This is a genomic window from Candidatus Stoquefichus sp. SB1 (assembly GCF_001244545.1).
Classification (GTDB): Bacteria; Bacillota_I; Bacilli_A; order Erysipelotrichales; family Coprobacillaceae; genus Stoquefichus.
Map to the genome: position 1 here is coordinate 647,070 of NZ_LN852696.1, position 22,287 is coordinate 669,356.

General features: G+C 30.1%; 25 protein-coding genes and 6 tRNA genes. 22 read left to right on the forward strand and 9 right to left on the reverse strand.

Annotated elements, in window-relative coordinates:
• Positions 1-9: 9 nt before the first annotated feature.
• Entirely contained in the window at positions 10-348 is a 339-nt protein-coding gene (locus BN1865_RS15590; protein ID WP_050638180.1) for a hypothetical protein, read from the reverse strand.
• A 105-nt stretch (positions 349-453) separates the two neighbouring features.
• Between BN1865_RS15590 and BN1865_RS15595 the strand changes: the two genes are divergently transcribed.
• The 10 genes from BN1865_RS15595 to BN1865_RS15640 all read left to right on the forward strand — a co-directional run bounded on the left by BN1865_RS15595 (position 454) and on the right by BN1865_RS15640 (position 3,469).
• Positions 454-1,641 carry an aminotransferase-like domain-containing protein gene (locus BN1865_RS15595; RefSeq protein ID WP_050638181.1) on the forward strand — a complete coding sequence of 396 codons (1,188 nt, stop codon included), beginning with the start codon at positions 454-456 and terminating at the stop codon, positions 1,639-1,641.
• A gap of 58 nt (positions 1,642-1,699) precedes the next feature.
• Complete coding sequence (locus tag BN1865_RS15600; protein ID WP_050638182.1) at positions 1,700-2,041, forward strand: hypothetical protein; 342 nt, start codon at positions 1,700-1,702, stop codon at positions 2,039-2,041.
• An 84-nt stretch (positions 2,042-2,125) separates the two neighbouring features.
• Positions 2,126-2,201 (forward strand) — tRNA-Asn (locus tag BN1865_RS15605).
• Between the two features lie 7 nt (positions 2,202-2,208).
• A tRNA-Glu gene (locus BN1865_RS15610) sits at positions 2,209-2,284 on the forward strand.
• 8 nt (positions 2,285-2,292) lie between these two features.
• A tRNA-Val gene (locus tag BN1865_RS15615) sits at positions 2,293-2,368 on the forward strand.
• 14 nt (positions 2,369-2,382) lie between these two features.
• Positions 2,383-2,458 (forward strand) — tRNA-Thr (locus BN1865_RS15620).
• 5 nt (positions 2,459-2,463) lie between these two features.
• Positions 2,464-2,539 (forward strand) — tRNA-Lys (locus BN1865_RS15625).
• Between the two features lie 14 nt (positions 2,540-2,553).
• A tRNA-Leu gene (locus BN1865_RS15630) sits at positions 2,554-2,636 on the forward strand.
• Between the two features lie 152 nt (positions 2,637-2,788).
• Positions 2,789-3,070: a hypothetical protein gene (locus tag BN1865_RS15635; protein WP_050638183.1), complete on the forward strand. Its 282-nt coding sequence runs from the start codon at positions 2,789-2,791 to the stop codon at positions 3,068-3,070.
• A gap of 42 nt (positions 3,071-3,112) precedes the next feature.
• Positions 3,113-3,469: a hypothetical protein gene (locus BN1865_RS15640; protein WP_050638184.1), complete on the forward strand. Its 357-nt coding sequence runs from the start codon at positions 3,113-3,115 to the stop codon at positions 3,467-3,469.
• A gap of 199 nt (positions 3,470-3,668) precedes the next feature.
• Here the strand turns inward: BN1865_RS15640 and BN1865_RS15645 are convergent, their stop codons facing one another.
• The 6 genes from BN1865_RS15645 to BN1865_RS15670 form a co-directional block, all read right to left on the reverse strand.
• Complete coding sequence (locus BN1865_RS15645) at positions 3,669-4,286, reverse strand: flavodoxin (protein WP_050638185.1); 618 nt, start codon at positions 4,284-4,286, stop codon at positions 3,669-3,671.
• The gene (locus BN1865_RS15650) at positions 4,273-4,866 is read right to left on the reverse strand and encodes a flavodoxin family protein (RefSeq protein WP_050638186.1); all 594 of its coding nucleotides are present in this window, start codon (positions 4,864-4,866) and stop codon (positions 4,273-4,275) included. The genes BN1865_RS15645 and BN1865_RS15650 overlap by 14 nt, the downstream gene beginning before the upstream one ends.
• A 17-nt stretch (positions 4,867-4,883) precedes the next feature.
• The gene (locus tag BN1865_RS15655) at positions 4,884-5,825 is read right to left on the reverse strand and encodes an aldo/keto reductase (RefSeq protein ID WP_082190013.1); all 942 of its coding nucleotides are present in this window, start codon (positions 5,823-5,825) and stop codon (positions 4,884-4,886) included.
• 106 nt (positions 5,826-5,931) lie between these two features.
• Entirely contained in the window at positions 5,932-6,741 is an 810-nt protein-coding gene (locus BN1865_RS15660; RefSeq protein ID WP_050638187.1) for an aldo/keto reductase, read from the reverse strand.
• Between the two features lie 12 nt (positions 6,742-6,753).
• Positions 6,754-7,884: an aldo/keto reductase gene (locus tag BN1865_RS15665; RefSeq protein ID WP_050638188.1), complete on the reverse strand. Its 1,131-nt coding sequence runs from the start codon at positions 7,882-7,884 to the stop codon at positions 6,754-6,756.
• 34 nt (positions 7,885-7,918) lie between these two features.
• Entirely contained in the window at positions 7,919-8,149 is a 231-nt protein-coding gene (locus BN1865_RS15670; RefSeq protein ID WP_050638189.1) for a hypothetical protein, read from the reverse strand.
• Between the two features lie 123 nt (positions 8,150-8,272).
• Between BN1865_RS15670 and BN1865_RS15675 the strand changes: the two genes are divergently transcribed.
• The 3 genes from BN1865_RS15675 to BN1865_RS15685 all read left to right on the forward strand — a co-directional run bounded on the left by BN1865_RS15675 (position 8,273) and on the right by BN1865_RS15685 (position 12,308).
• Positions 8,273-9,151 carry a LysR family transcriptional regulator gene (locus BN1865_RS15675; RefSeq protein ID WP_050638190.1) on the forward strand — a complete coding sequence of 293 codons (879 nt, stop codon included), beginning with the start codon at positions 8,273-8,275 and terminating at the stop codon, positions 9,149-9,151.
• A gap of 109 nt (positions 9,152-9,260) precedes the next feature.
• Positions 9,261-10,730: a glycoside hydrolase family 1 protein gene (locus BN1865_RS15680; RefSeq protein ID WP_050638191.1), complete on the forward strand. Its 1,470-nt coding sequence runs from the start codon at positions 9,261-9,263 to the stop codon at positions 10,728-10,730.
• Positions 10,731-11,060: 330 nt separating this feature from the next.
• A complete protein-coding gene (locus BN1865_RS15685; protein ID WP_157844143.1) occupies positions 11,061-12,308 on the forward strand; it encodes a M15 family metallopeptidase in 1,248 nt (415 codons plus the stop codon).
• Between the two features lie 276 nt (positions 12,309-12,584).
• Here the strand turns inward: BN1865_RS15685 and BN1865_RS15690 are convergent, their stop codons facing one another.
• Entirely contained in the window at positions 12,585-12,998 is a 414-nt protein-coding gene (locus BN1865_RS15690) for a DUF3788 family protein (protein ID WP_050638193.1), read from the reverse strand.
• A 428-nt stretch (positions 12,999-13,426) separates the two neighbouring features.
• On the opposite strand from BN1865_RS15690, the gene BN1865_RS15695 reads away from it, so the two are divergent.
• The 5 genes from BN1865_RS15695 to BN1865_RS15715 all read left to right on the forward strand — a co-directional run bounded on the left by BN1865_RS15695 (position 13,427) and on the right by BN1865_RS15715 (position 17,741).
• Complete coding sequence (locus BN1865_RS15695; RefSeq protein ID WP_050638194.1) at positions 13,427-14,554, forward strand: site-specific integrase; 1,128 nt, start codon at positions 13,427-13,429, stop codon at positions 14,552-14,554.
• Between the two features lie 119 nt (positions 14,555-14,673).
• Complete coding sequence (locus BN1865_RS15700; RefSeq protein ID WP_050638195.1) at positions 14,674-15,414, forward strand: YveK family protein; 741 nt, start codon at positions 14,674-14,676, stop codon at positions 15,412-15,414.
• A complete protein-coding gene (locus BN1865_RS15705) occupies positions 15,411-16,079 on the forward strand; it encodes a CpsD/CapB family tyrosine-protein kinase (RefSeq protein ID WP_050638196.1) in 669 nt (222 codons plus the stop codon). The genes BN1865_RS15700 and BN1865_RS15705 overlap by 4 nt, the downstream gene beginning before the upstream one ends.
• Positions 16,060-17,040: an LCP family protein gene (locus tag BN1865_RS15710; RefSeq protein WP_050638197.1), complete on the forward strand. Its 981-nt coding sequence runs from the start codon at positions 16,060-16,062 to the stop codon at positions 17,038-17,040. The genes BN1865_RS15705 and BN1865_RS15710 overlap by 20 nt, the downstream gene beginning before the upstream one ends.
• On the forward strand, positions 17,037-17,741 hold the full coding sequence (locus BN1865_RS15715; protein WP_050638198.1) for a hypothetical protein: 705 nt from the start codon (positions 17,037-17,039) through the stop codon (positions 17,739-17,741). The genes BN1865_RS15710 and BN1865_RS15715 overlap by 4 nt, the downstream gene beginning before the upstream one ends.
• A gap of 103 nt (positions 17,742-17,844) precedes the next feature.
• Here the strand turns inward: BN1865_RS15715 and BN1865_RS15720 are convergent, their stop codons facing one another.
• On the reverse strand, positions 17,845-18,519 hold the full coding sequence (locus BN1865_RS15720; RefSeq protein ID WP_050638199.1) for a manganese catalase family protein: 675 nt from the start codon (positions 18,517-18,519) through the stop codon (positions 17,845-17,847).
• Positions 18,520-18,666: 147 nt separating this feature from the next.
• On the opposite strand from BN1865_RS15720, the gene BN1865_RS15725 reads away from it, so the two are divergent.
• The 4 genes from BN1865_RS15725 to BN1865_RS15740 all read left to right on the forward strand — a co-directional run bounded on the left by BN1865_RS15725 (position 18,667) and on the right by BN1865_RS15740 (position 22,279).
• A complete protein-coding gene (locus tag BN1865_RS15725) occupies positions 18,667-19,527 on the forward strand; it encodes a YitT family protein (protein WP_050638200.1) in 861 nt (286 codons plus the stop codon).
• A gap of 81 nt (positions 19,528-19,608) precedes the next feature.
• Complete coding sequence (locus tag BN1865_RS15730; protein ID WP_050638201.1) at positions 19,609-20,109, forward strand: hypothetical protein; 501 nt, start codon at positions 19,609-19,611, stop codon at positions 20,107-20,109.
• A complete protein-coding gene (locus BN1865_RS15735) occupies positions 20,106-20,924 on the forward strand; it encodes an Mrp/NBP35 family ATP-binding protein (protein WP_050638202.1) in 819 nt (272 codons plus the stop codon). Before BN1865_RS15730 ends, BN1865_RS15735 begins: the two co-directional genes overlap by 4 nt.
• A 65-nt stretch (positions 20,925-20,989) precedes the next feature.
• Positions 20,990-22,279: a hypothetical protein gene (locus BN1865_RS15740; protein ID WP_050638203.1), complete on the forward strand. Its 1,290-nt coding sequence runs from the start codon at positions 20,990-20,992 to the stop codon at positions 22,277-22,279.
• Positions 22,280-22,287: the final 8 nt, after the last annotated feature.

Below are 22,287 nucleotides of genomic sequence, written 5' to 3' on the forward strand. Positions count from 1 at the left end.
GCCTTTCTTTTATTTTTTTATCAGTCCATCTGCAAAACTAATTGGCATACCAAAGATGATACCAGTATGAGGATTGTTAATACCACCAACTGCATCATCAACAGTTTTTCTCACTAAATCCACCTGATCATCATTGACTATAAAGAAAATCGTACGACTTTCAGGAAGTGGATTTTCTAGAAAAAGACGAAGTGAACCTAATAGATAACTTTCATCTGATTCATCTAATGATTTGACCATTCCAGTTGATTCAACAATTGTTCCACCAGTAACACCAGCTTTTTTTAAACGAGCTAATAAATCATCTAAACAATCTATCTTATTTAAAACGACGAATATAACTTGCATCATGATCACCACCTATTTTTATTATATCGCTTGTTGGAACAAATATCTAGTTATTATCTTAAAATTGCGTTATAATAATAGTTAATAAAGAGGGGGTAGAAATGAATGGAATATCATTTTACAAATAGAATGTCAAATGTCAAAGCATCAGCGATTAGAGAGATTTTAAAAGCTACAGCAGATCCAGATATGATTAGTTTTGCAGGTGGAAATCCAGCTGCTGAGGCTTTTCCAGTTAAAGAAATAGAGAAAATTTCAGCAGAAATTTTACATAATGATCCTATTAGTGTTTTACAGTATGGGATTACTGAAGGAGATCAAGGATTAATTGATGCATCAATTAAGTTTTTTAATAGAAATGAATTAGCATTTAAAGATGGGGATAAAATGCTGATTACTTCTGGATCACAGCAAATTATGGAATTTGCTGCTAAATGTTTATGTAATGAAGGCGATGTTGTGATTTGTGAAAATCCTAGTTTTTTAGGAGCACTTAATGCATTTAAATCATTAGGAGCGCTTTTAAGAGGTGTTGAATATAAAGAGGGACAATTAGACTTAGAAGCATTAGAAAACGCCTTACAAACCAAACCAAAGCCTCGATTCATGTATCTCATTCCTAATTATCAAAATCCAACAGGAATGACAATGTCATTAGAAGTTAGAAAGAAAATTTTAGAGTTAGCAAAAAAATATGAAGTCCTTATATTAGAAGATAATCCATATGGTGATTTAAGATTTGAAGGAGAAGCAATTCCTTCCATCAAATCTTTAGATCAAGATGGTCTTGTGATTTATGCAGCAAGTTTATCTAAAATTATTGCACCTGGTATGCGTATCGCATGTTGTATGGGACCACAAGAAATTATCAATAAATTTACGGTTGCTAAACAAGCAAGTGATGTTCATTCTAATTTATGGGCTCAAAAAGTCATGGCAAGATATTTAACTGAATATGATATGGATCAGCACATTCAATCTATTCAAAAAATATATCAGGCAAAATGTGAACTTATGTTACAGGAAATCAAAAAATATTTTCATCCAGCCGTAGAATATACAATTCCTACAGGTGGTATGTTTATTTGGGTGACTTTACCAAAACATATCAATATGCAGGATTTTGTGAAAAAAGCACTTGCTCAAAGAGTAGCAGTCGTACCTGGGAATGCATTCTTGGATGATGATCAGAAAGAATGTCATAGTTTCAGAATGAACTTTTCTACACCTACAAATGAAAAGATTAAAACAGGTGTTCAAATATTAGGTCAATTAATGTATGAAATGTATTAAAGTTCGTCATATTTTTTATGAACTTTAACATATAATAGAAAGTCGGGAGGAATAAAAAATGCCATTTATAACATTTACAACTACAAAAACATTAACATTAAATCAAGAAAAGGCATTGAAAAGCAGTGCTGGTAAACTTATCTCTATTTTACCAAATAAAAAAGAAGAAAATCTCATGATTCATATTGAAGATAATCAAGTTATGTATTTTAAAGGAAAAGAAATAGATTGTATGAAAATTGAATGTCAATTATTTCATGAAATAGAATACACATACAAAAAAGAGTTTGTTGAAAAATTAATGAAAGAGGTAGAAGAAATTACAAAAATACCTGTTTGCCAACAATATATGTCAATTGAAGAATATGATCATTGGGGTAAAAATGGAGAATATGTATAGAAGTCAAAATATTGGCTTCTTTTTTTATAAAAAGACTTGCATTAATGAGTATGATGTGATAATATATTTAAGCACAAACAAGATGCTTGAATAGCTCAGTTGGTAGAGCAATCGGCTGTTAACCGATCGGTCGTAGGTTCGAGTCCTACTTCAAGCGCCATTTTTGTGGCCTGTTGGAGAAACGGTTAACTCACATGCCTTTCACGCATGCATTCACGGGTTCGAATCCCGTACAGGTCACCATATTTTTTGGAGGTTTAGCTCAGTTGGGAGAGCATCTGCCTTACAAGCAGAGGGTCAGCGGTTCGAGCCCGTTAACCTCCACCATTTTTTATTTATAAGCCGGCTTAGCTCAACTGGTAGAGCAACTGACTTGTAATCAGTAGGTTGAGGGTTCAAGTCCTTTAGCCGGCACCAGATAAGACCCGCTAGCTCAGTCGGTAGAGCATCTGACTTTTAATCAGAGGGTCAGGCGTTCGAGTCGCCTGCGGGTCACCATTTTAATATATGCTGCGGATGTGGTGAAACTGGCAGACACGCTAGACTTAGGATCTAGTGCTTCGGCGTGCAGGTTCAAGTCCTGTCATCCGCACCAATTTATTCAAAAACAGAAATTGTATTGATATAATCAATATAAATATCTATTTATCCGAACTATTTTAGGTGAGTTCACTAAGAAAAATCATAGAAAGCGGCAGTAACATTCGTTACTGTCGTTTTTTTTACATTTATCTGGACGAATTTAATATGGAGTATATTAGCGAAGTTAAAGAAACTGCTCTTAAAAGAGAAGAGGCTATTCAAGAAGTTAAATATAATTTAAAAAAATATGCACAATTAAAGACTTTGCCACAAAAGTTTGAGGATCGTATAACATCTTTCACATCCTCTCTAATAAGTGTAACAACAGATCATATTACGTATAATGCTTATAAAATATTATATGCTTTAATTCGTGAAGATGAAGATGTTGCATTAGTACAAAAATATGATTATTTATTGAGTTGTTTGTGCGATGAATCTAATTAGTATATCACTAGAATATATTTCAACAATGAAAAAGTTCAGCCAATGAAAGATGAACAGTACAATATATGGTACATATTGAAAGATGTATATGAGATTTTAGCATGTCTGGATGAAGATATAAACTATCATATAGAAGATTATACATTATTAAAAAAATATGAATTAAAGAAAAGAAGTGATATAAGCTCAGCGAAAGCTATAGCTGTAGATTGTTTAAAAAAGTTTAAAAATAATAGCAGTGTTTCAAAAGAAATAAATGATGCATTAGATAAAGTTCCAGAAAGAGAAAGAAAACAGCTTTTAAACTATTTAAATGAAGATAATTATATAAAATTGACTTCTTATCAGTATCGAATGATACTAAGAGCGCAGTTAGCTTTTGCATATTTTTTTAAATAGGAAACAGAATTATACAACAAAATAATTATTAGGTTTTTCTTGTTAACTGATTAAATATTTATAATCAATCCATAACGATATTTTTTGTTTTTTATAATCTTTAATGTAAAAAAGGAACTAAAGTATTAAAACAATAATTTTAGTTCCTCTTAAGTATATCAGTATTAAAAAAGTAGGGTATAAATGGTTTGATAAACCTTTAATCAATAATATTATTAAGAAATTCTTCTATTTCTTTTTTTGAAGTTTCTCCACCAAAACGTTTTCCTTCAAGCCATGTAGTTGTAGGAGCAGTATATTCATGTAAATGACTTGCGCTTGAACCAATCCCACTACTATGTGAAGTACAGAAAGGGATAATTGTTTTTTTGGAAAAATCATATTTTTCTAAAAAAGTAATAATAATTTTAGGTGCCTGACTATGCCATATTGGATAACCAAGAATTATTCTGTCATATTCTTCCATATTTTTTATTTCACCAGATATTTGAGGACGAACTGAAGGGTCACTTTGTTCCTGATCAGCACGGCCATTTGTGTAATATGCGAGATCCTCTTTGGTGTAAGGCTCAGCAGCAATAATTTCATAAATATCGGCATTGAGAATGTCTGCTGCATATTCAGCCAATCTTTTGGTTGTTCCAGTTTGAGAAAAATAAACAACTAAAGTTTTTTCATTTGTATCCATATCTTGAGTTTTATTCACCTCACTTTGTTTTTTATTTTGGTCGATATTGTTTGTGGGATTTTGACAGCCAGTAAAGATTCCAAGAAAAGAAATGAAAAGAATTATTTTTAAAAATCTAGATTTTTTCATTTTTATAACCTCCTAAGATATTCAAAAGATAAGCCATATTTTGACCAATGTTTTTCATATTTGCTAATCCTTCTTCATCATTTTGAACATCACCTGGCATTTGACCATATACCATATTCCAATAAGTAGATCCAACAACAAACATTTCATGATTTAAAAAGAAATGATTCATTGCATCAACTGTATTGACTGCTCCACTACGACGAGCTGCACAAATAGCTGCACCAACTTTATATTTGAAATCATTTGTATCACGATTCATATCAGTTACGACTGCAGCACGTTCTAAAAAGGCTTGCATATTGGCAGAAATATTAGCTGAATATACTGGTGAAGCGAGTATAATGCCATCAGCAGTTTTAAGTTTTTCAAAAATTTCATGGAATTGATCTTTTTTATTTATACAGTTGCCTCGATGACTACATGCCCAGCATGCAATACAAGGATTAATAATAGTATTTGCAAGCTGTATCATTTCAGTTTCAATTCCTTCTTTATTAAGTTCTTCAAATATTGTGTTGATAGCAATGGCTGTATTTCCATCTTTTCTAGCACTGCTATTCATTGCGATGACTTTCATTTGTTTACCTCCAATTATTAATACCAATCATGTTTTTCGTTCTTATCTAAAGCGTTTATTTGTTCCATTTCCTGATTGGATAATGTAAAATGATAAATTTGAGTATTTTCTTTGATATGCTCAGGGTTGCTGGAACCAGGAATGACAACAACTCCTTTTTGGAGATTCCAGCGAAGAATAACTTGAGCACTTGTGACACCATGTTTTTGAGCAATTGCTGAAATTGTTTCATTTGTTAATAATTCTTTTGTATGACCTCTTCCACCAAAAGGATACCAGCCTTCAACGACAATGCCTTTTTCTTGAATATATGGGATAACATCATTTTCTTGGTAGAAAGGATGAATTTCATTTTGGACAACTGCTGGTGTTATTGACATTTGTGGTAGAAACTTCTCTAGTTCTTCAACATACCAATTAGATAAACCGATTGAGCGAATCTTACCTTGCTTCACATATTTTTCCATTGCTTTATATGCCTTGACGTCATTATCACCAGGATGATGTAATAACATTAAATCGATATAATCAACATTTAATTTTTCTAAAGCTAAGTCAATGGCTTCTTCAGGTTCATCAAACTGACTAGGATATATTTTTGTTGTAATAAAGATATCCTCTCGAGGAACATTGGAAGCTTTGATTGCTCTACCAATAGCTTCTTCATTGTGATACATATATGCTGTATCAATTAATCGTACTCCTGAATTTAAAGCACTCGTAATAGCGTCAAAACATACGTCATTATTGAGACTATATGTGCCAATCCCATTAAGAGGCATTTTATAGCCACTACTTAAAATGACTGTTTTTGATTGAAAATCAAAGGTGCTTATTTTTTCATGATTTGTTTGCTTGTTGCTTGTTTCCATTTCTTTTTCTTTGCTAGAATGAGCTTGACAAGCTACCATCAAGCATAATGATAAAATGAATGAAATGGATAAAAATAATTTTTTCATAACTTTGAACTCCTTTCAGGATTAATGACTATTCAATCATATCTTCTCCCATCTTCTTAAAGTATGAATCTTTGTTTTGCTCATATTAAATTTCTCCTCATTTTGCTTAAAAACTTTCTGTCCATGAAAATAAAGTTCTATTCTTATCAAGTTGTTTAATTGTTTCAATGTCCTCATGAGTTAATTTAAAATCAAAAATATCAATATTTTCCATCAATCGTGATTCTTTACTTGATTTAGGAATAACTGCTATTCCCCGTTGTACTAGAAAACGTAATGCTATTTGTGCAGGTGATTTATTGTATTTTTTACCAATGAAAACAAGGGTGGAATTTTTAAAAATATTCCCAATTCCTTGTGCAAGTGGTGACCATGCCTGCATTAAAGTTCCGTGTTGTTCTAGTATCTCTTGTAACTCCCATTTTTGGAAATTGATATGGGCTTCAACTTGATTAATAGCAGGAATAATTGAACATTCCTTAATAAAATTCTGATACCATTTTTCATCATAGTTTGATATGCCAATAGCTTTGATTTTACCTTCTTTATAAGCTTCTTCAAGAGCTTTATACATCTGTGGTCCTTGTACATAAGGTTCATGAAGTAAGAGTAAATCAATATAGTCTAATTGTAGATTTTTTAAAGAAATATCAATTGCTTTCTTTGCTTTTTCATAACTATTACTTATACGATATATTTTTGTTGTCACAAATAATTCCTGACGGTCAATTCTACTCTTTAATATTCCTAATCCTACTTCTTTTTCGTTACCATACATTTGGGCAGTGTCAATAAGTCTATATCCTAATTGAATGGCTTTAGAAACCGTTTCAATACATTCTTCATTTCTAAGATTCCAAGTTCCAATTCCAACAAGAGGCATTAAAACACCATTATTTAATTGAGTATATTTCATTTTTTCATCACCTTATCCTAACTTATTGGTAAAATCACTCATGACTTTAGAAATCTTAATTTGTTGTGGACAAACCGTTTCACAGCTTTGACATCCTATACATGCACTTGGCTTTTTATCATCTGGTAGAGCAGATAATGCCATAGGTGCAATAAATCCTCCTTCAGTAAAACAATGTTCATTATATAAACTTAATAAAGAAGGAATATCTAATCCTTTAGGGCAATGACTTGTACAATAATGACATGCTGTACATGGTAATGTTTTCTTTTCTAACATTTGTGAAGAGATGGATAATAATTGATCCCATTCTTTTTTACGAAGTGGTTTTTCTTCTTCAAAAGTCTTTATGTTTTCTTTTAGTTGTTCAAAGTTTGACATTCCTGAAAGAACCATTGTCACACTATCAATAGATTGTAAAAAACGAAATGCCCAAGCTGGAATTGTTTCTTTTGGACGAAGTAATGCTAATTCATTAACATACTCTTCTGGTAAGTTGGCTAGTCTTCCTCCACGAAGTGGCTCCATCACCCATACTGGAATATTATATTCTTTTAATAAATCAATCTTTGCTTTAGCATCCTGAAACAGATAATCTAAATAATTTAATTGAATTTGACAAAACTCCATTTTGTCACCATAAGCTTTCAAAAACCTTTTTATTGTAGGGAGATCACCATGTGCTGAAAAACCTAAATGTTTGATTCTTCCATTTTCTTTTTGTTTCCATAAATAATCAAAGATTTCATATTTCTCATCTAAATAAGCTTCTATATTCATTTCACAAACATTATGAAATAAATAAAAATCAAAATATTCAACCTGACATTTCTTTAACTGTTCTTCAAATATATCTTTTACTTTTGGCATATTTGATAAATCATAACCAGGAAATTTTGTAGCAAGATAAAAACTATTTCTAGGATAATTCTTTAGTGCTTTTCCAATCATAATTTCTGATTGACCACCATGATATCCCCATGCAGTATCATAATAATTAATTCCTTTTTCCATCGCATAATTAATCATATCTTTCGTTGCTTCTTCATTAATATTGCTATCATTACCATCAATGACAGGCAGACGCATTGCTCCTAATCCTAGTGCTGATAATTTTAAATCTTGAAAATCTTTATAAATCATAGTTATCCTCCATTTCTATTCTATAAAATAATTTTTACTTAGTTTTTTCTAGTTGGTATAATAAATAATCCAAGCAATCAATCTTATATTGTGCTTGATGTAAATCATTAAGTAATGCTCTTCTATAAAGTGATAATTGATTTGCTAATTTTTTTTCTTCCTTGTTTTCATACATTAATATACATTCTTTAATATCTTGCTTCTTACATCCAGCATCTATCAAATTCTGATAAATAATCATTTTTTTATTGTGAAATTCTGGCATTATATACCTCCTTTTCAATTATCTTAAGCTCATACTTATAAAATGTCTAATATTTATAATTTATATCAAGATATTCTTTATAGGAATATCTGAGCGTGATATAATATGACCAGAGGTGATACAATGGAGATTAGAGTATTAAGATATTTTTTAGCAGTTGCTAGAGAACAAAACATGACCAGAGCTGCCGATCAACTGCACGTAACCCAGCCAACTTTATCAAAACAATTGAAACAATTAGAAGAGGAAGTTGGAAAGAAATTATTTACTCGAAGTAATTATAGTATTCATTTAACAGAAGAAGGCATTCTTCTAAGAAAAAGAGCAGAAGATATTTTAAATATGGTTGATAAAACAATGGAGGAATTTCAATCGTTAGATGATATTACTGGAGGTGATATCTATATAGGAGCAGCTGAATCAGAATCATTTTGTTATTTTGCGACGATTGCTAAACAGTTACAATTAAAGTATCCTGATGTTAAGTTCCATTTATATAGTGGTAATACTGAGGTGATTGCAGAGCGATTAGATAAAGGATTATTAGATTTTGCGATTATTGTTCAAGAAGTTGATCTTTCAAAATATAATTATATGAAATTACCAGCAAGTGATCGATGGGGTGTTATTATGCGTAAAGATGCAGAACTCGCTTCTAAAGATTTTATAACTGTTGATGATCTACTGAATCTTCCATTAATCGTATCAAGACAGGGCTTGACTGAGGATTATCCCAAGATTTTTAAAGAAAAATTGGATCAAATGCATATCGTTGCAACTTTTGATCTCATTTATAATGCTTCCATAATGGTAAGAAAAGGTTTTGGATATGCTTTAAGTTTTGATAAACTGATTGATACAAGTGAACATAGTGAATTGTGCTTTAAGCCCCTGTTTCCTGAACTTAAAACAAATATGTATATTATTTGGAAAAAATATCAGGTATTTAGCCCAATATCACAAAAGTTATTAACTGAAATACAAAACTTTTTTGTAAAATAAAGAAATAGACATAAGGAATATCTTGATATGAAATATAAGTATTAGATATTCCTTTTTTAATTCATTATAATAAAAATGAAAATAAAAAAGAAAAAGGGAGGATTATTGCATGACATTTAAAAAAGATTTTTTATGGGGAGGAGCGACAGCAGCATCTCAACATGAAGGTGGTTACAATTTAGGTGGTCGCGGATTAAGCACTTTCGATGCTGTCACTGGTGGAGGATATCAAATTCCTCGTAGAATCACATATATGACTGAAGATGGAGTATGTGATGAATCACCTGTTGATAGTACAATGACAGGAAAGATTCCTCTTGGAGCGAAAGGATATATTAAGAAAGATGTTTTCTATCCAAGTCATGAAGCAACTGATTTTTATCATCATTTTAAAGAGGATATTGCTTTGATGGCGGAAATGGGATTTAAATGTTTCAGAATGTCAATCAGCTGGTCAAGAATCTGTCCTCAAGGTATGTATGATTTAAATGAGGAAGGATTGCAATTTTATGATGATGTATTTGATGAACTTTTAAAATATGGAATAGAGCCAATTGTGACACTCAACCACTTTGATATGCCCTTGTACTTAGCTGATCATTATGATGGTTGGTTAAGTCGAGAAGTCATTGATTTCTTTGTATTCTATGCCAAAATAGTATTGACTAGATATAAGAACAAGGTGAAATATTGGATGACGTTTAATGAAATGAATGTATTATCTGGTTGGTGTCAAATTGGGATACATGATAACTGTCCACAAAACTTATATCAGGCACATCATCATATTTTTGTGGCTAGTGCGAAAGTTGTTATGTTAGGACATGAAATCAATCCAGAAAATAAAATTGGTATGATGGTTTCATATACACCAAGTTATCCAATGACTTGTCTCCCTGAAGATGTGATGGAAGCTATAGAGTTTAATAGACAAAAACATTTTTATATGGATATTCAAGTCAAAGGATATTATCCTGAATATCAGTTAAAGTTTTTTGAAAGAAAAGGTATTGCCATTCAAATGGAAAATGATGATTTGAATATTATTAAAAATGGGACAGTTGACTATATAGGATTTAGTTACTATATGTCAACAGTATCTTCAACAGATCCTAATGCTGAAAAAACAGAGGGAAACCAGTTTATCGCTTGTAAAAATCCATATTTGAAAACTTCTGACTGGGGTTGGACAGTTGATCCATTAGGATTAAGAATCGCTCTGAATGAAATTTATGATCGTTATCATATTCCGATGTTTATTGTAGAAAATGGATTAGGGGCTCCTGATAATATTGAAAATGATGGGACAATCAATGATGAATATCGTATTGAATATCTTAGAAATCATATTCAAGCTATGAAAGATGCAGTAGAATTAGATGGTGTCGATTTGATGGGATATACTCCTTGGGGATGTATTGATATTGTAAGTGCAGGAACTGGCGAAATGAAAAAAAGATATGGTTTCATATATGTAGAAAGATATGATGATGGCAGTGGAGATTTTTCAAGAAAAAAGAAAAAATCATTTCAATGGTATAAAAAAGTGATTGAAACAAATGGAGACGAATTAGATTAAATAAAATAAGGAAGTTTTGAATCATTGAATGATCAATGAAATAACAACTTCCTTTTCTTGTTCAAAATATGAGATATACACGCTTTTAAAACACCATTTTCAACAGTCCTGATTATTTATCTTATTAATCTAAATATCATTAATATACATTATGAGCTTGATTGATATATGCTTATTTTTATGATATCATTATTTTTAATATTTGATACTTTAATTAGATACTATTATTATGTAAATAAAGGGGAAATCATTATGAAGGGGAAAACTATAAATAAAAAAGTAGTTATAGGTATAGGCATTTGTTTGATTGTTATAATGGTGATAATGTTTATGAAGCAATCAAGATTAAAATTAAAATCAACTGATTTTACCATTGAGTATGGACAAAATATTTCAATGAATGTAGGTGATTATTTAGATATTGATCATGATAAAAATAAAGAAATGATTTTATCCAAGGCACAATTGAAGGTGAATATTCCTAATGAGAACGATAAAGATTATCCTGCTGTTGGTGAGTACCCAGCTTCAATCATATTTGAAAATGATAAATTTGATTTTAAGATTTATGTAAAAGATACAACACCTCCCCAATTTAAAACATTTAAAAATATTTGTGAAACACCATTGAATGTTAAACCTCAGTATGGTCAAATATATACTGCTGATGATTTATCAAAAGTCACTATAACTTGTGATGAAGATAATATCAAATATGATTCTATTGGTGAATATAAGACTATTATCAAAGCAATAGATGAATATCAGAATGAAACAACAAAAGAACTAATTGTCAAAGTCACTCAGCCTATAACAAAATGTAAACAAAAAAATCTTTATATGCAAATTAATACAACTGCTTTATTGGAAGTTGAAGTAAAAGGAAAAGACAAACCAATATTTCAGACAAATGATTCGAATATTATAACTGTTGATGAAAATGGAAAAATTACTGCCAAAAATGCCGGGAAGGGTACAATTACAGTTTCGGCAAATGGTCAAGTGGATAGATGTCAGGTTAATGTTCAACCGATTAAAAACAGTGATTATGTGAAAATTAAAGACTTTATTCCAAATATATTTATAGATCTGCGATATGCTTCATCAAACAACTTTACAGGACAAGTTATTTATTCATTTAAGGATGCTTATTTACGATATGGAACGGTCCAAAAACTGATGAAAGTTCAAAATGATTTACAAAGTAAAGGTTATAGTCTTAAGATATGGGATGCATATCGACCTTTCTCAGCCCAAAAGAAATTGTGGCAGGTTGTTAGTGATTCGCGTTATGTTGCTAATCCATCAAAAGGACCAAGAACACATAATTTAGGATATACTGTAGATATCACAATGGTTAAAAAAGATGGAACAGAAATCCCTATGCCAACCCAGTTTGATGAATTCTCCAAAAAAGCTGATAGAGATTATCAAGATATTCATAATTCAGAGGCAGTCAATAATGTAAGGCTATTAGAAAAGACAATGTATCAATATGGATTCGTTGGTTATCAAAATGAATGGTGGGATTATAGTGATACAAATACCTATTCATATGTGGATTTCCAGCCTAAATAGTGAATAATTTTAAAACATTATTGTTAGTTTTTTTAGAAAAGAAAGTAAATAAGAGTTATAGTTACAGGAGTATTAGATTTATTTAAAGTCTAATACTCTTTTTGTTTAGAATAATGAAACCTTTCTTCGATGTTTTCTTTTTTTATTGAGTATCTAAAAAGGAAGAATTAATTTCATTGATGATACAATGATTTTAAAACTTCCTTTCTTTGATTTGTTTAAAAATGGTCATAATCAATATCATTTCTTATCTAATATACTATAATTAAGAATTCTTTAATCTGTACACTTGATTGATAAAAGTGTCTGAATATCCTTATACTGTTGTGAACATGTAACACGATAATGAATCCATCCACCATCACCACATGGATATTTCTTATCAATGAGTTCTTGAGTATCTTTTTGCATTTGATTATAAATAGATTGAAATTGTTTGTCTGAAAGTCTCATCATAACTGTAAAAGCATTTTTCTCAGCAAAAATATTACATATAAGCTTTTTCTTTTTTCGATGAGCAATTGCCCACCCATAATGCTTTCCATAAGGAAATACAATTGTTTGTACAGTATCATAGGTGTTTGTTAACCATTCATTGATCATAGTAAATAATTCTGCATTTTCTTCGCAATAAGTTGTCATGTCTGTGATTGATGGAACAACTTGTTTGTCTAACATTCTCTCGTACATTTGTGCTCCTTTCTTATTTTGTTTTTTGATTAAGAATAGATTTTTTATAATAAATATTTTATGATAAAAAGGCATGTGTGTCTATAGATTTGAATGACAACATCTTTTTTGGTACAAAAAAAGTATCATTTTTCTTTTTTAGTAGTAAAAAGATACTTTTTATATGATATATAGATAAAGTTTATATAGTGTATCAGTTTGATTATCTTTCTTGAAGTATCCTAATATAAGAAAGATATTTATATATCTATACTATAAGGAATCATTCATTATTTATTACATTTTATGAAATATATGACTCTTTGTCAAGGTATTAATGTTAATCGTGTGATGAAAATATGACAAATTAATAAGTATGACTCATTATTTATAACAAATCAAATTTATTTATCGTCAATATTCTCGTCATTGGAAAGGAGGTGTTAATAATGCCAAGGCGAGGAGAAAATATATATAAAAGAAAAGACGGAAGATGGGAAGGTCGATTTATTATTGACAGAGATGTATCTGGTAAAGCAAAATATAAATCTATATATGGAAAAAGTTATAGTGATATTAAAAGAAAGTTAGAAATTGCAAAACAGAACTCAATATCTCTACAATATTTTCATGAATATCATTTTTCTTTATTTTGTATAGAATGGCTAAAAGAACATCGTAAAAACATTAAAGAATCAACATATATAAAATATTATAACATTATATATATGTATATTATTCCTGATTTAGGTGAAATTCAATTCAATAAAATATCTATTCAGATGATGAATCAATTTATTCAAAAATTATTAAATCAAGGTTCCCAAAATGGTCAAGGTTTATCAACGAAATCAGTAGCAGATGTTATTTCAGTATTCAAAAATATAATGAGATATATTGAATGCTATTATGGTCATATCCATTTTGATTATCATCAAATGACAGTCAAACAAAACAAAGAAAAACGCATGAGAATTTTAAACTCTCAAGAACAACAAAAGCTATGCCAGTATATTTTAGGACATCAAACACTTATTCATTTAGGAATACTACTAGCACTTTCAACTGGAATACGAATTGGAGAATTGTGTGCATTAAGATGGGATCATATTTATCTTGATGAGGAAGAACTTATCATTGATAGAACAATGCAACGTATTCAAAATAAAGATAATAACAATAACAAAAAAACCAAAATCATCATTACAACTCCCAAAAGTCAATGTTCCATAAGACGAATTCCTATTCCTCAAGATCTCATTCAATTATTAAAACCATTTGAATGTCATCAAAATGAGTTCTTTTTAACTGGAGATATAGAAAAGTACATAGAACCTAGATGTTTAGAAAATAAATTTAAAGTTTTAATGCAACAAAATAATATTGAAAATATGCATTTTCATGCATTAAGACATACTTTTGCAACAAAATGTATTGAACTAGGTTTTGATGTGAAATGTTTAAGTGAAATATTAGGACATGCAAATGTCAATATTACACTTAACAAATATGTTCATCCTTCATTTGCTTTAAAACGTGATTATATGAATAAAATCAATCAGTTAATTAACGTCTAAAATATGGTCATTGATTAAAAAAAGTTTATATATCAAGAAAATTATCAATGTTTCTTAGAGTAGGATACTCTAAGAAAACGAATTTTATTCATTAATTGAAAAAAGAGGGGAATGATAGGATGGATATACAGACGGACCAATATGATGATGAAATTGAGATAGATTTAAAAGCTTTATTTTTACATGTCAAACATTATTGGTATGTTGTTGTGATAACTTCTTTGATAGGTATTCTTTGTGCAGGTATTTATTTATGGAAGTTTGAAGTTCCACAATATGAAGCCAATTCAATGATTTATATGAGAGGATCGAAAACTTCAGTTTCTTTACAAGATTTACAAATCGGTTCTGAATTAACAAACGATTATGAAATTATTTTAAAAAGTCGTCCCATTTTAGAGAAAGTTATTAAAAAATTAGATTTAACAATGAGTTATGTTGAATTAGGACAATGTATTCAAATTTCTAATCCTACTAATACTAGAATTCTAAAAATGACTGTGACAACTGATGATGCAATTATGTCAAAGAAAATTGCTGATACACTAGCCAGTTATGGTATGGATAGTATTAAAGAAATTGATTCTAAACAACCTTATTTGGTTGAAAATGCGATAGTCAATAATCAAAAAGTGAATACATCACCCAAGATTGTTTTTTTAATGGGCTTATTATTGGGATGTTTTGTTGGTGTTGGTGCCTTATTTGTTCAATTTATTGCTAATGATAAAATTTGTTCAGTTGATGATGTTGAGAAATCGTTAGGTATTCCTGTTTTAGCAGCAGTTGTAGAAAGTAAGGTTATTAAAAGAGAAAAAAGAAATGCACGTAAAGTGATTGGACAGAAGGTGCTGCAATGAAATTAGGAAAAGCTGAAATTAAGAAAAGACATGATGATAAGTTTCTTTTGGAATCTTTTAAAACGCTTAGAACCAATCTCTTGTATACAAAAGATATGAATACTATTGCAATTACAAGTGCAACACCTAATGAAGGAAAGACAACTTCGGCATTCTATTTAGCGAAAAGTTATGTTGAAATAGGTAAGAAAGTTGTTTTAATTGATTGTGATTTAAGAAAAGCAAGTTTAAGAAAATTTTTTACTGTACGGGAAAAAACAACAGGAATAAGTGATTTTTTGAGTCAGCAGACACAAGATTTTTTATATGAAACAAGTGAAGAAAATTTATATGTTATTTTTGCAGGTAAAGTTCCACCTAATCCTACAGAATTATTGACGGGTTCAATGTTTGAAAAGCTTATTGAAACCCTGAAACAGGAGTTTGATATTATTATTATTGATACTTCACCAATGAGTGCAGGAATTGATGCAACAATTGTAGGTAGAGTAGTTGATGGTATTGTTCTTGTGATACGTAATAACTTTGTTAAAAAACATACTGTTCAACGAGTGAAAAAAGAATTAGAGAGAAATGATTGTCGGGTTGTAGGTGCAGTATTGAATAGAATTGAAAAACATCAGGCTGATTATTATGAGTATGGGTATGGCGAATACTACAAATAAGTATAAATTATTCATTGCTGTTATTATTGCTGTGCTATGTTGTGCTGTTGTAGGAATTGTGATTGTGAGTACAAATGGAGATGTTGAAAGTGAAACAATTGATGATGATGTGAATAGTTATCAGCTTATAACAATTCATAATCAGAATTATCAATTTAATTCGGATTTAGAATTGGTTTTGTTTTTAGGGATTGATACTGTTCAAAATAATGAAGTCGGTCAATCTGATACAATTCAATTACTTCTCATGGATCAAGCCCAGAAAAACATGAAAATATTATCCTTATCAAGGGATATTATGACCGATATACGTGTTTTTAATGCTTCAGGGGAAGAGTTAGGATGGAAACAGCAGCATCTTGGATTAGCATATTCTTATGGTCAGACATCAGAGCAAGGCTGTCAATTAACTATAGATGCTATTTCTAAAATGCTTGGAGATATTCCTATTATTAATTATGCAGCTATGAATATGAATTCTATTAAAGATTTACAAAATATTGTAGGAACATTGTCAATTGACTTAACAGAAGATTATAGCGCATTTAACTCTCAATGGAAAAAAGGAAAAACAATTCAATTAAAGCCTGAAGATGCTGAAAAGTTTTTAAGAACAAGAGATACACAAATGGACTATTCTAATACATTGAGAATGGAAAAACATAAAGTTTATATAGAGGCTTATTTAGAGCAATTAAAGAGGATGTTAAAAGATGATTTTCAACAAGTGATTCAAAGATTATATCACTTTTATGAAAATACAGTTACGAATATAACTTTAGAAGAAATTTCAGATTATGCTGAAATGGTTATGAATTACCAAATTGATTATGAACAATCCTTTTATACTATAGAAGGTAAAGAACAAGTAGGGAAATATCATGATGAGGTTATAATTGATCAAAATCAATTACAAGATCTCAAATTAAAATTGTTTTACAAAAAGGAGAGAGAAAAATGAAGAAATTAACAAAAGTCGTAGCAGTTGTGATGACATTGTGCATTTGTTTAACACCAGTATTTGCAAAGCCAAGTATTTCACACAACGGAACTATAGACACTAAAGAAATTTTAATAGATGGAAAGAAAGTTGATGCAAATCAGGTGACTGCTGGTTTTAAAAGTGATTTTTCATCTGTTGTCATTAAAAAAGAGATAGTAGAAGCTATCAAACAAATCAATGCAGAGCCTGAAAAATTAGTGGAAATCTTGAATTCTACAAATACACAAGTACAAGGTTTAAATGGTTTGAAATTAGAAGAATTAGAAGTTTTAACACAAGTTCAAGATTTAACACTTATTGATAAAACAACAGGTGAACCAATGAAAGATGTTAAAAATGTTACAATTACTTGGGAAGTTCCTAATTTAGTAAAAGGATTAGGAGATGTTAAAATTCTTCATTATAGTACAGTTCGTAATGTATGGGAAATTTTAACACCTACAAGCATTGATTTTGCTACAAATTCAATTACACAGTATTTCCAGGATTTATCACCAGTTGCAGTTGTTTATGTACCTTCTACAGATGATGGTGGTCTAGGTTCAAAACCAAATAAACCAGCAACAGCGGATACAAGTGTCATTGCACCGATTGCAGTTGTATGTGTTATATCAGGGGTTTTAGCTTTGACGTTGTTAAAAAAGAAATATGAAAAATAAATAGATTTATAAAATCTGATATGATATATGAGGGTTGTTCAATATGTATAATAAAAGAGTGATGTGAGTCACTCTTTTATTGTATATAATTGTCGTTAAATATTTAGAATTTATCAAGATTAAAGCTTGGTGGAACATCATTAGGATCAAAGTTTTGTCCATCTAAATTAGATAAGTCAAAATAGATACGTGAATCTTTTGTGACTCCCCAATTTTGTTGAGAACGTGCAGATTCCTGAATTTTATTAAATGCCTGTCTAAACATTGTATTGTGTGCTTCTTCACGATTTAATAAGAAATCAATTGTTTCTCTAACTCCTTGATCATCAATTTGACGATAAAGATTTTCATAAACAACTTTTGCACGTTGTTCTGATGCAATGTCTGATAAGATATCAGCAGCTAAATCACCTGTTTCATTAACATATGCAGCAGTCCATAAATAGCCAGATGCATTTGCTAACATAGGTGTAAGTCCTGATAAGACATGGGCTTCAACACTACCAATTGTAGCATCTTGAGCACATGGCTGACCACCATTTAATAAATTGATTAATTCAGCAATCATTTCTAAATGACATAATTCTTCAGTTGCAATATCCAAGAATAAATCTCTTATTTCTTTATCTCGAATTCTAAAACTTTGTGCAAAATATTGCATAGCAGCTTTTAATTCTCCCTGTGGGCCACCTAATTGTTCTTGTAAGAGTGTTGCATAATTAGGATTAGGTTTATCCACTTTAACAGGATGTAAATAACGACTTTCATATTTAAACATAGTAATCACCTCATATATATTATTTACATGTTTTAGGAATATATACTGTTGAACTTTTTAATATGTGTTTATTTTTATCAATTATTGTCATCATAATGATCAATCCATGTTATAATATCAATCGGTTTAAAGAATGGAGGAATTTTCATGTCATATCAAACAATAAAAAATATAATAGGAATTTTAATTGGGAATACTATATATGCATTAGCAGTTTTATTATTTATTGTCCCTAATGGATTAATTACAGGTGGTTCAACTGGTCTTGCAATTGCTGCTCATCATGTCTTTGGAATTCCTATTACAGTATTTGTTTCTATTTTTAATATAGGTATGTTTGGCATTGGTTTTTGGATATTAGGGAAAACATTTGCCTTAACAACCTTAATTAGTACTTTTTATTTTCCTTTTATATTAAGTCTATTGGAAAAAACAATAGGTTATACACAAATGACAAGTGATCCATTATTAGCTGCTTTGCTAGGTGGAGTCTTGATAGGAAGTGCTATTGGTATTGTGATTAAATGTAATGCTTCTACTGGTGGAATGGATATCCCACCATTAGTTATTAATAAAAAAATTGGCATTCCTGTTTCTGTTTCAATGTATGCTTTTGATTTTATGATTTTATTGATGCAAGTCTTTTATACTGATAGAGAAATGGTTTTGTATGGAATTGTTTTGGTAGCAACTTACACATTGGTTTTAGATAAGGTTCTTGTTGTTGGAAAAGCACAAACAGAAATTATGATAGTTTCAAAAGAATATGCTAAAATCAATGAAGCTATTATTCATGAATTAGATCGTGGCACAACGATGTTAAAGTCTATTTCTGGTTATATGAAAAATGAATATCCTGTTGTTATGACTGTTGTTTCTAATCGTGAATTACCTAAATTAAATAATTTAGTACTTAATATTGATGAACATGCTTTTATGGTTATTAGTAAAGTTAATGAAGTTCGTGGACGTGGATTTACGTTTAAAAAAGAATATATTGAATCATAAATCTTTTTAAGGATGAAAATTAGAAGTGTCTATTGTATGATAATGATGTCATTTATGCTATAATAAATAACGGTGGTTAATATGGAGTGGAAAGATTTATATTTAGATAAAGATGTTGAAGGATATCTTATTTTTAAGACACTGTCAAAACAAAAAGTGATGGAGAATATTGCATACTCATATAAAGGGAATCTAGCCATTGAAGAGAAAGATTTCATTAGATTAAAAAATGGTCTAGCTTTAAAAATAGATGGTGAAAGATGTTTGGATTATATTGAATTGTATAAACAAATCATGAGGGTATCAAATATAAGTATGGAGCCAATGAATAAAATTATGAAAGTTCGTTCCTCAATGAGTGAAGCTTATCGAACAAGGTTAGATGCAGCAATTATTGGGACAACGAGGTGGGCTCAGCCATTTCTCATCAAAATGAATATCCGTAAACAAAGTCTTGTTTTAGATATCTTGTTTGCTAATGGCAGTTCATATTATGAGAACCACGGAGAGATTTTTGGATTAAATGAACAAGATTTATATCAGAAATTAATAAAAAAATATAATATGGAGGAAAGAATATGAGTAATGAATGCAATCATGATTGTGGATCATGTCAAGAAGAATGTGATGAAAGAAGTTTTCTAGCACCAATGAATGCTCATTCTTCTGTTAAAAAAGTCATTGGTATTGTCAGTGGTAAAGGCGGTGTAGGGAAATCTTCTATAACATCTTTATTAGCTGTTTTAAAACAACGTGAAGGGAAAAAAGTTGCTGTGTTAGATGGTGACATTACAGGGCCTTCCATTGGAACAACTTTTGGTGTAGAAGGAGTAGAACTTTATTCTAATGGACAGGAAATTATTCCTGCAAAAACACAATATGGAACAAAAATTATATCTACAAACTTACTGTTAGATCACCCAGAAGATCCAGTTGTTTGGCGTGGGCCCATTTTAGCTGGTATGATAAAGCAATTTTGGAGTGATGTTCAATGGGGCGACGTTGATTATATGTTTGTCGATATGCCACCTGGAACTGGAGATGTTCCATTGACAGTCTTTCAGTCTTTACCAATGGATGGTATTGTGATTGTGACAAGCCCTCAAGAATTAGTTGGAATGATTGTTGGTAAAGCAGTGAATATGGCTAAAAAGATGAATATACCTATTTTGGGAATTGTTGAAAATATGAGTTATGTAGAATGTCCAGATTGTGGTCATAAGATTTTTGTATTTGGAAAGAGTCATTTAGAAGAAGTGGCTGAAAAATATGATTTAAAGATTCTAGGACACTTACCATTGGATAGTGAACTAGCAAAGTTATGTGATATGGGAATGATTGAAGATTATTCATCAGAGTGGTTAGATGAATTTAATGAGATAGTCAAAGAATTTTAAGGAATCAATTCATTTTGATTCTTTTCTTTTAGGAAAAATGATATCATAGGTATGAGGTGATAAAAGTGATAGGTTCAAAAGATTACACGACTCCAGTTGAAATAAAAACAGTTGAAAATAAAAAACCACAATCAAAAAAACCTTATGCTATTTTAGGCATTGTTCTAGTTATTGTCGTGATATTTTTTTGTGTCCGTAAGAACAAACAAGATGCCACTACGATAACACCCTATCAGTTCTTACAAAAAATGGTAACTGAAATTGATGATAATCATAGTCAACAATTAGATGATTATGAAAATTCAAATAAGTATACATTGTATAATGGCGAGACTTCTCAAAAATACATGGATATTGAAGTTTATGAAAAAGAATATGATGCGATAAAACGATATAATCAATTAAAACAAATCAATGGGTATATTCAGGAAATTGATGAATCTCAACAGTTTCAAAAATTTCTGGTGCATGTCGAATCACCGTATTATGTATCTGATAGTTATCGAGATAAGAACATTGTTTTTATTTTTGATGCGAATATCGATTCAAAACTAAAAAATCAGTTTTCTCAAATCGCTTTGTCATTATCAAAGGAATATACAGTGAAACCAGTATCGAGTGTAACTTTAGAAACAGAGAGTTTATCTGCACAAGCCATTAAGAATATTCTTATAAAATTTATGGATAAGATAGACAATACATTGGCTATGGAGATAATCAATAAAGATATTGATATGGATGCATGGGAAGATGATATTGATTATTTAAAGGATATTCCTTTGTTTGAAACATATTATCAGCGATGGAACCATTGGCTTGATGAAGTTCAATCAAAATCAGTTGAAAATAGTGATGTTCAAAACCAGGTTATAGCACAAATGCATGAAAAAATATATAATCAAGGAGAATATGTTGTTGGGCAAGATATTTTGTCTGGATATTATATTGCTGTTCATCAAAATCAGCCAGAAATGAGTGGTATTTATCAAGAATATAGCTGGCAACAAGATACTATATTTTATTTAGAAAATGGACGCAATGTGACTGTTGCTCCTTCTGTTTCGCTTTATTCTTTGGATCATTCTCCAAAATTAAATACAGAAGGATTTACAAGTGGTGTTTTTAAAGTTGGGCAACATTTACAACCAGGAAAATATCAATTATCTGCACAAACACTTTATCCTTGTGATTATTGGATTATTGATCAGAGTCAGTTATCAGATTTTATAAAAAATATGTCTAATAGATATCATAGTCGATATTATAAAAAGATTAAAAATGATCAAACAGCTACGATTGAATTAAAGGAAAATGAGTATCTTTTCTTAATGAATGGAGAATTGGAAAAGAAGTAGGTGAGATA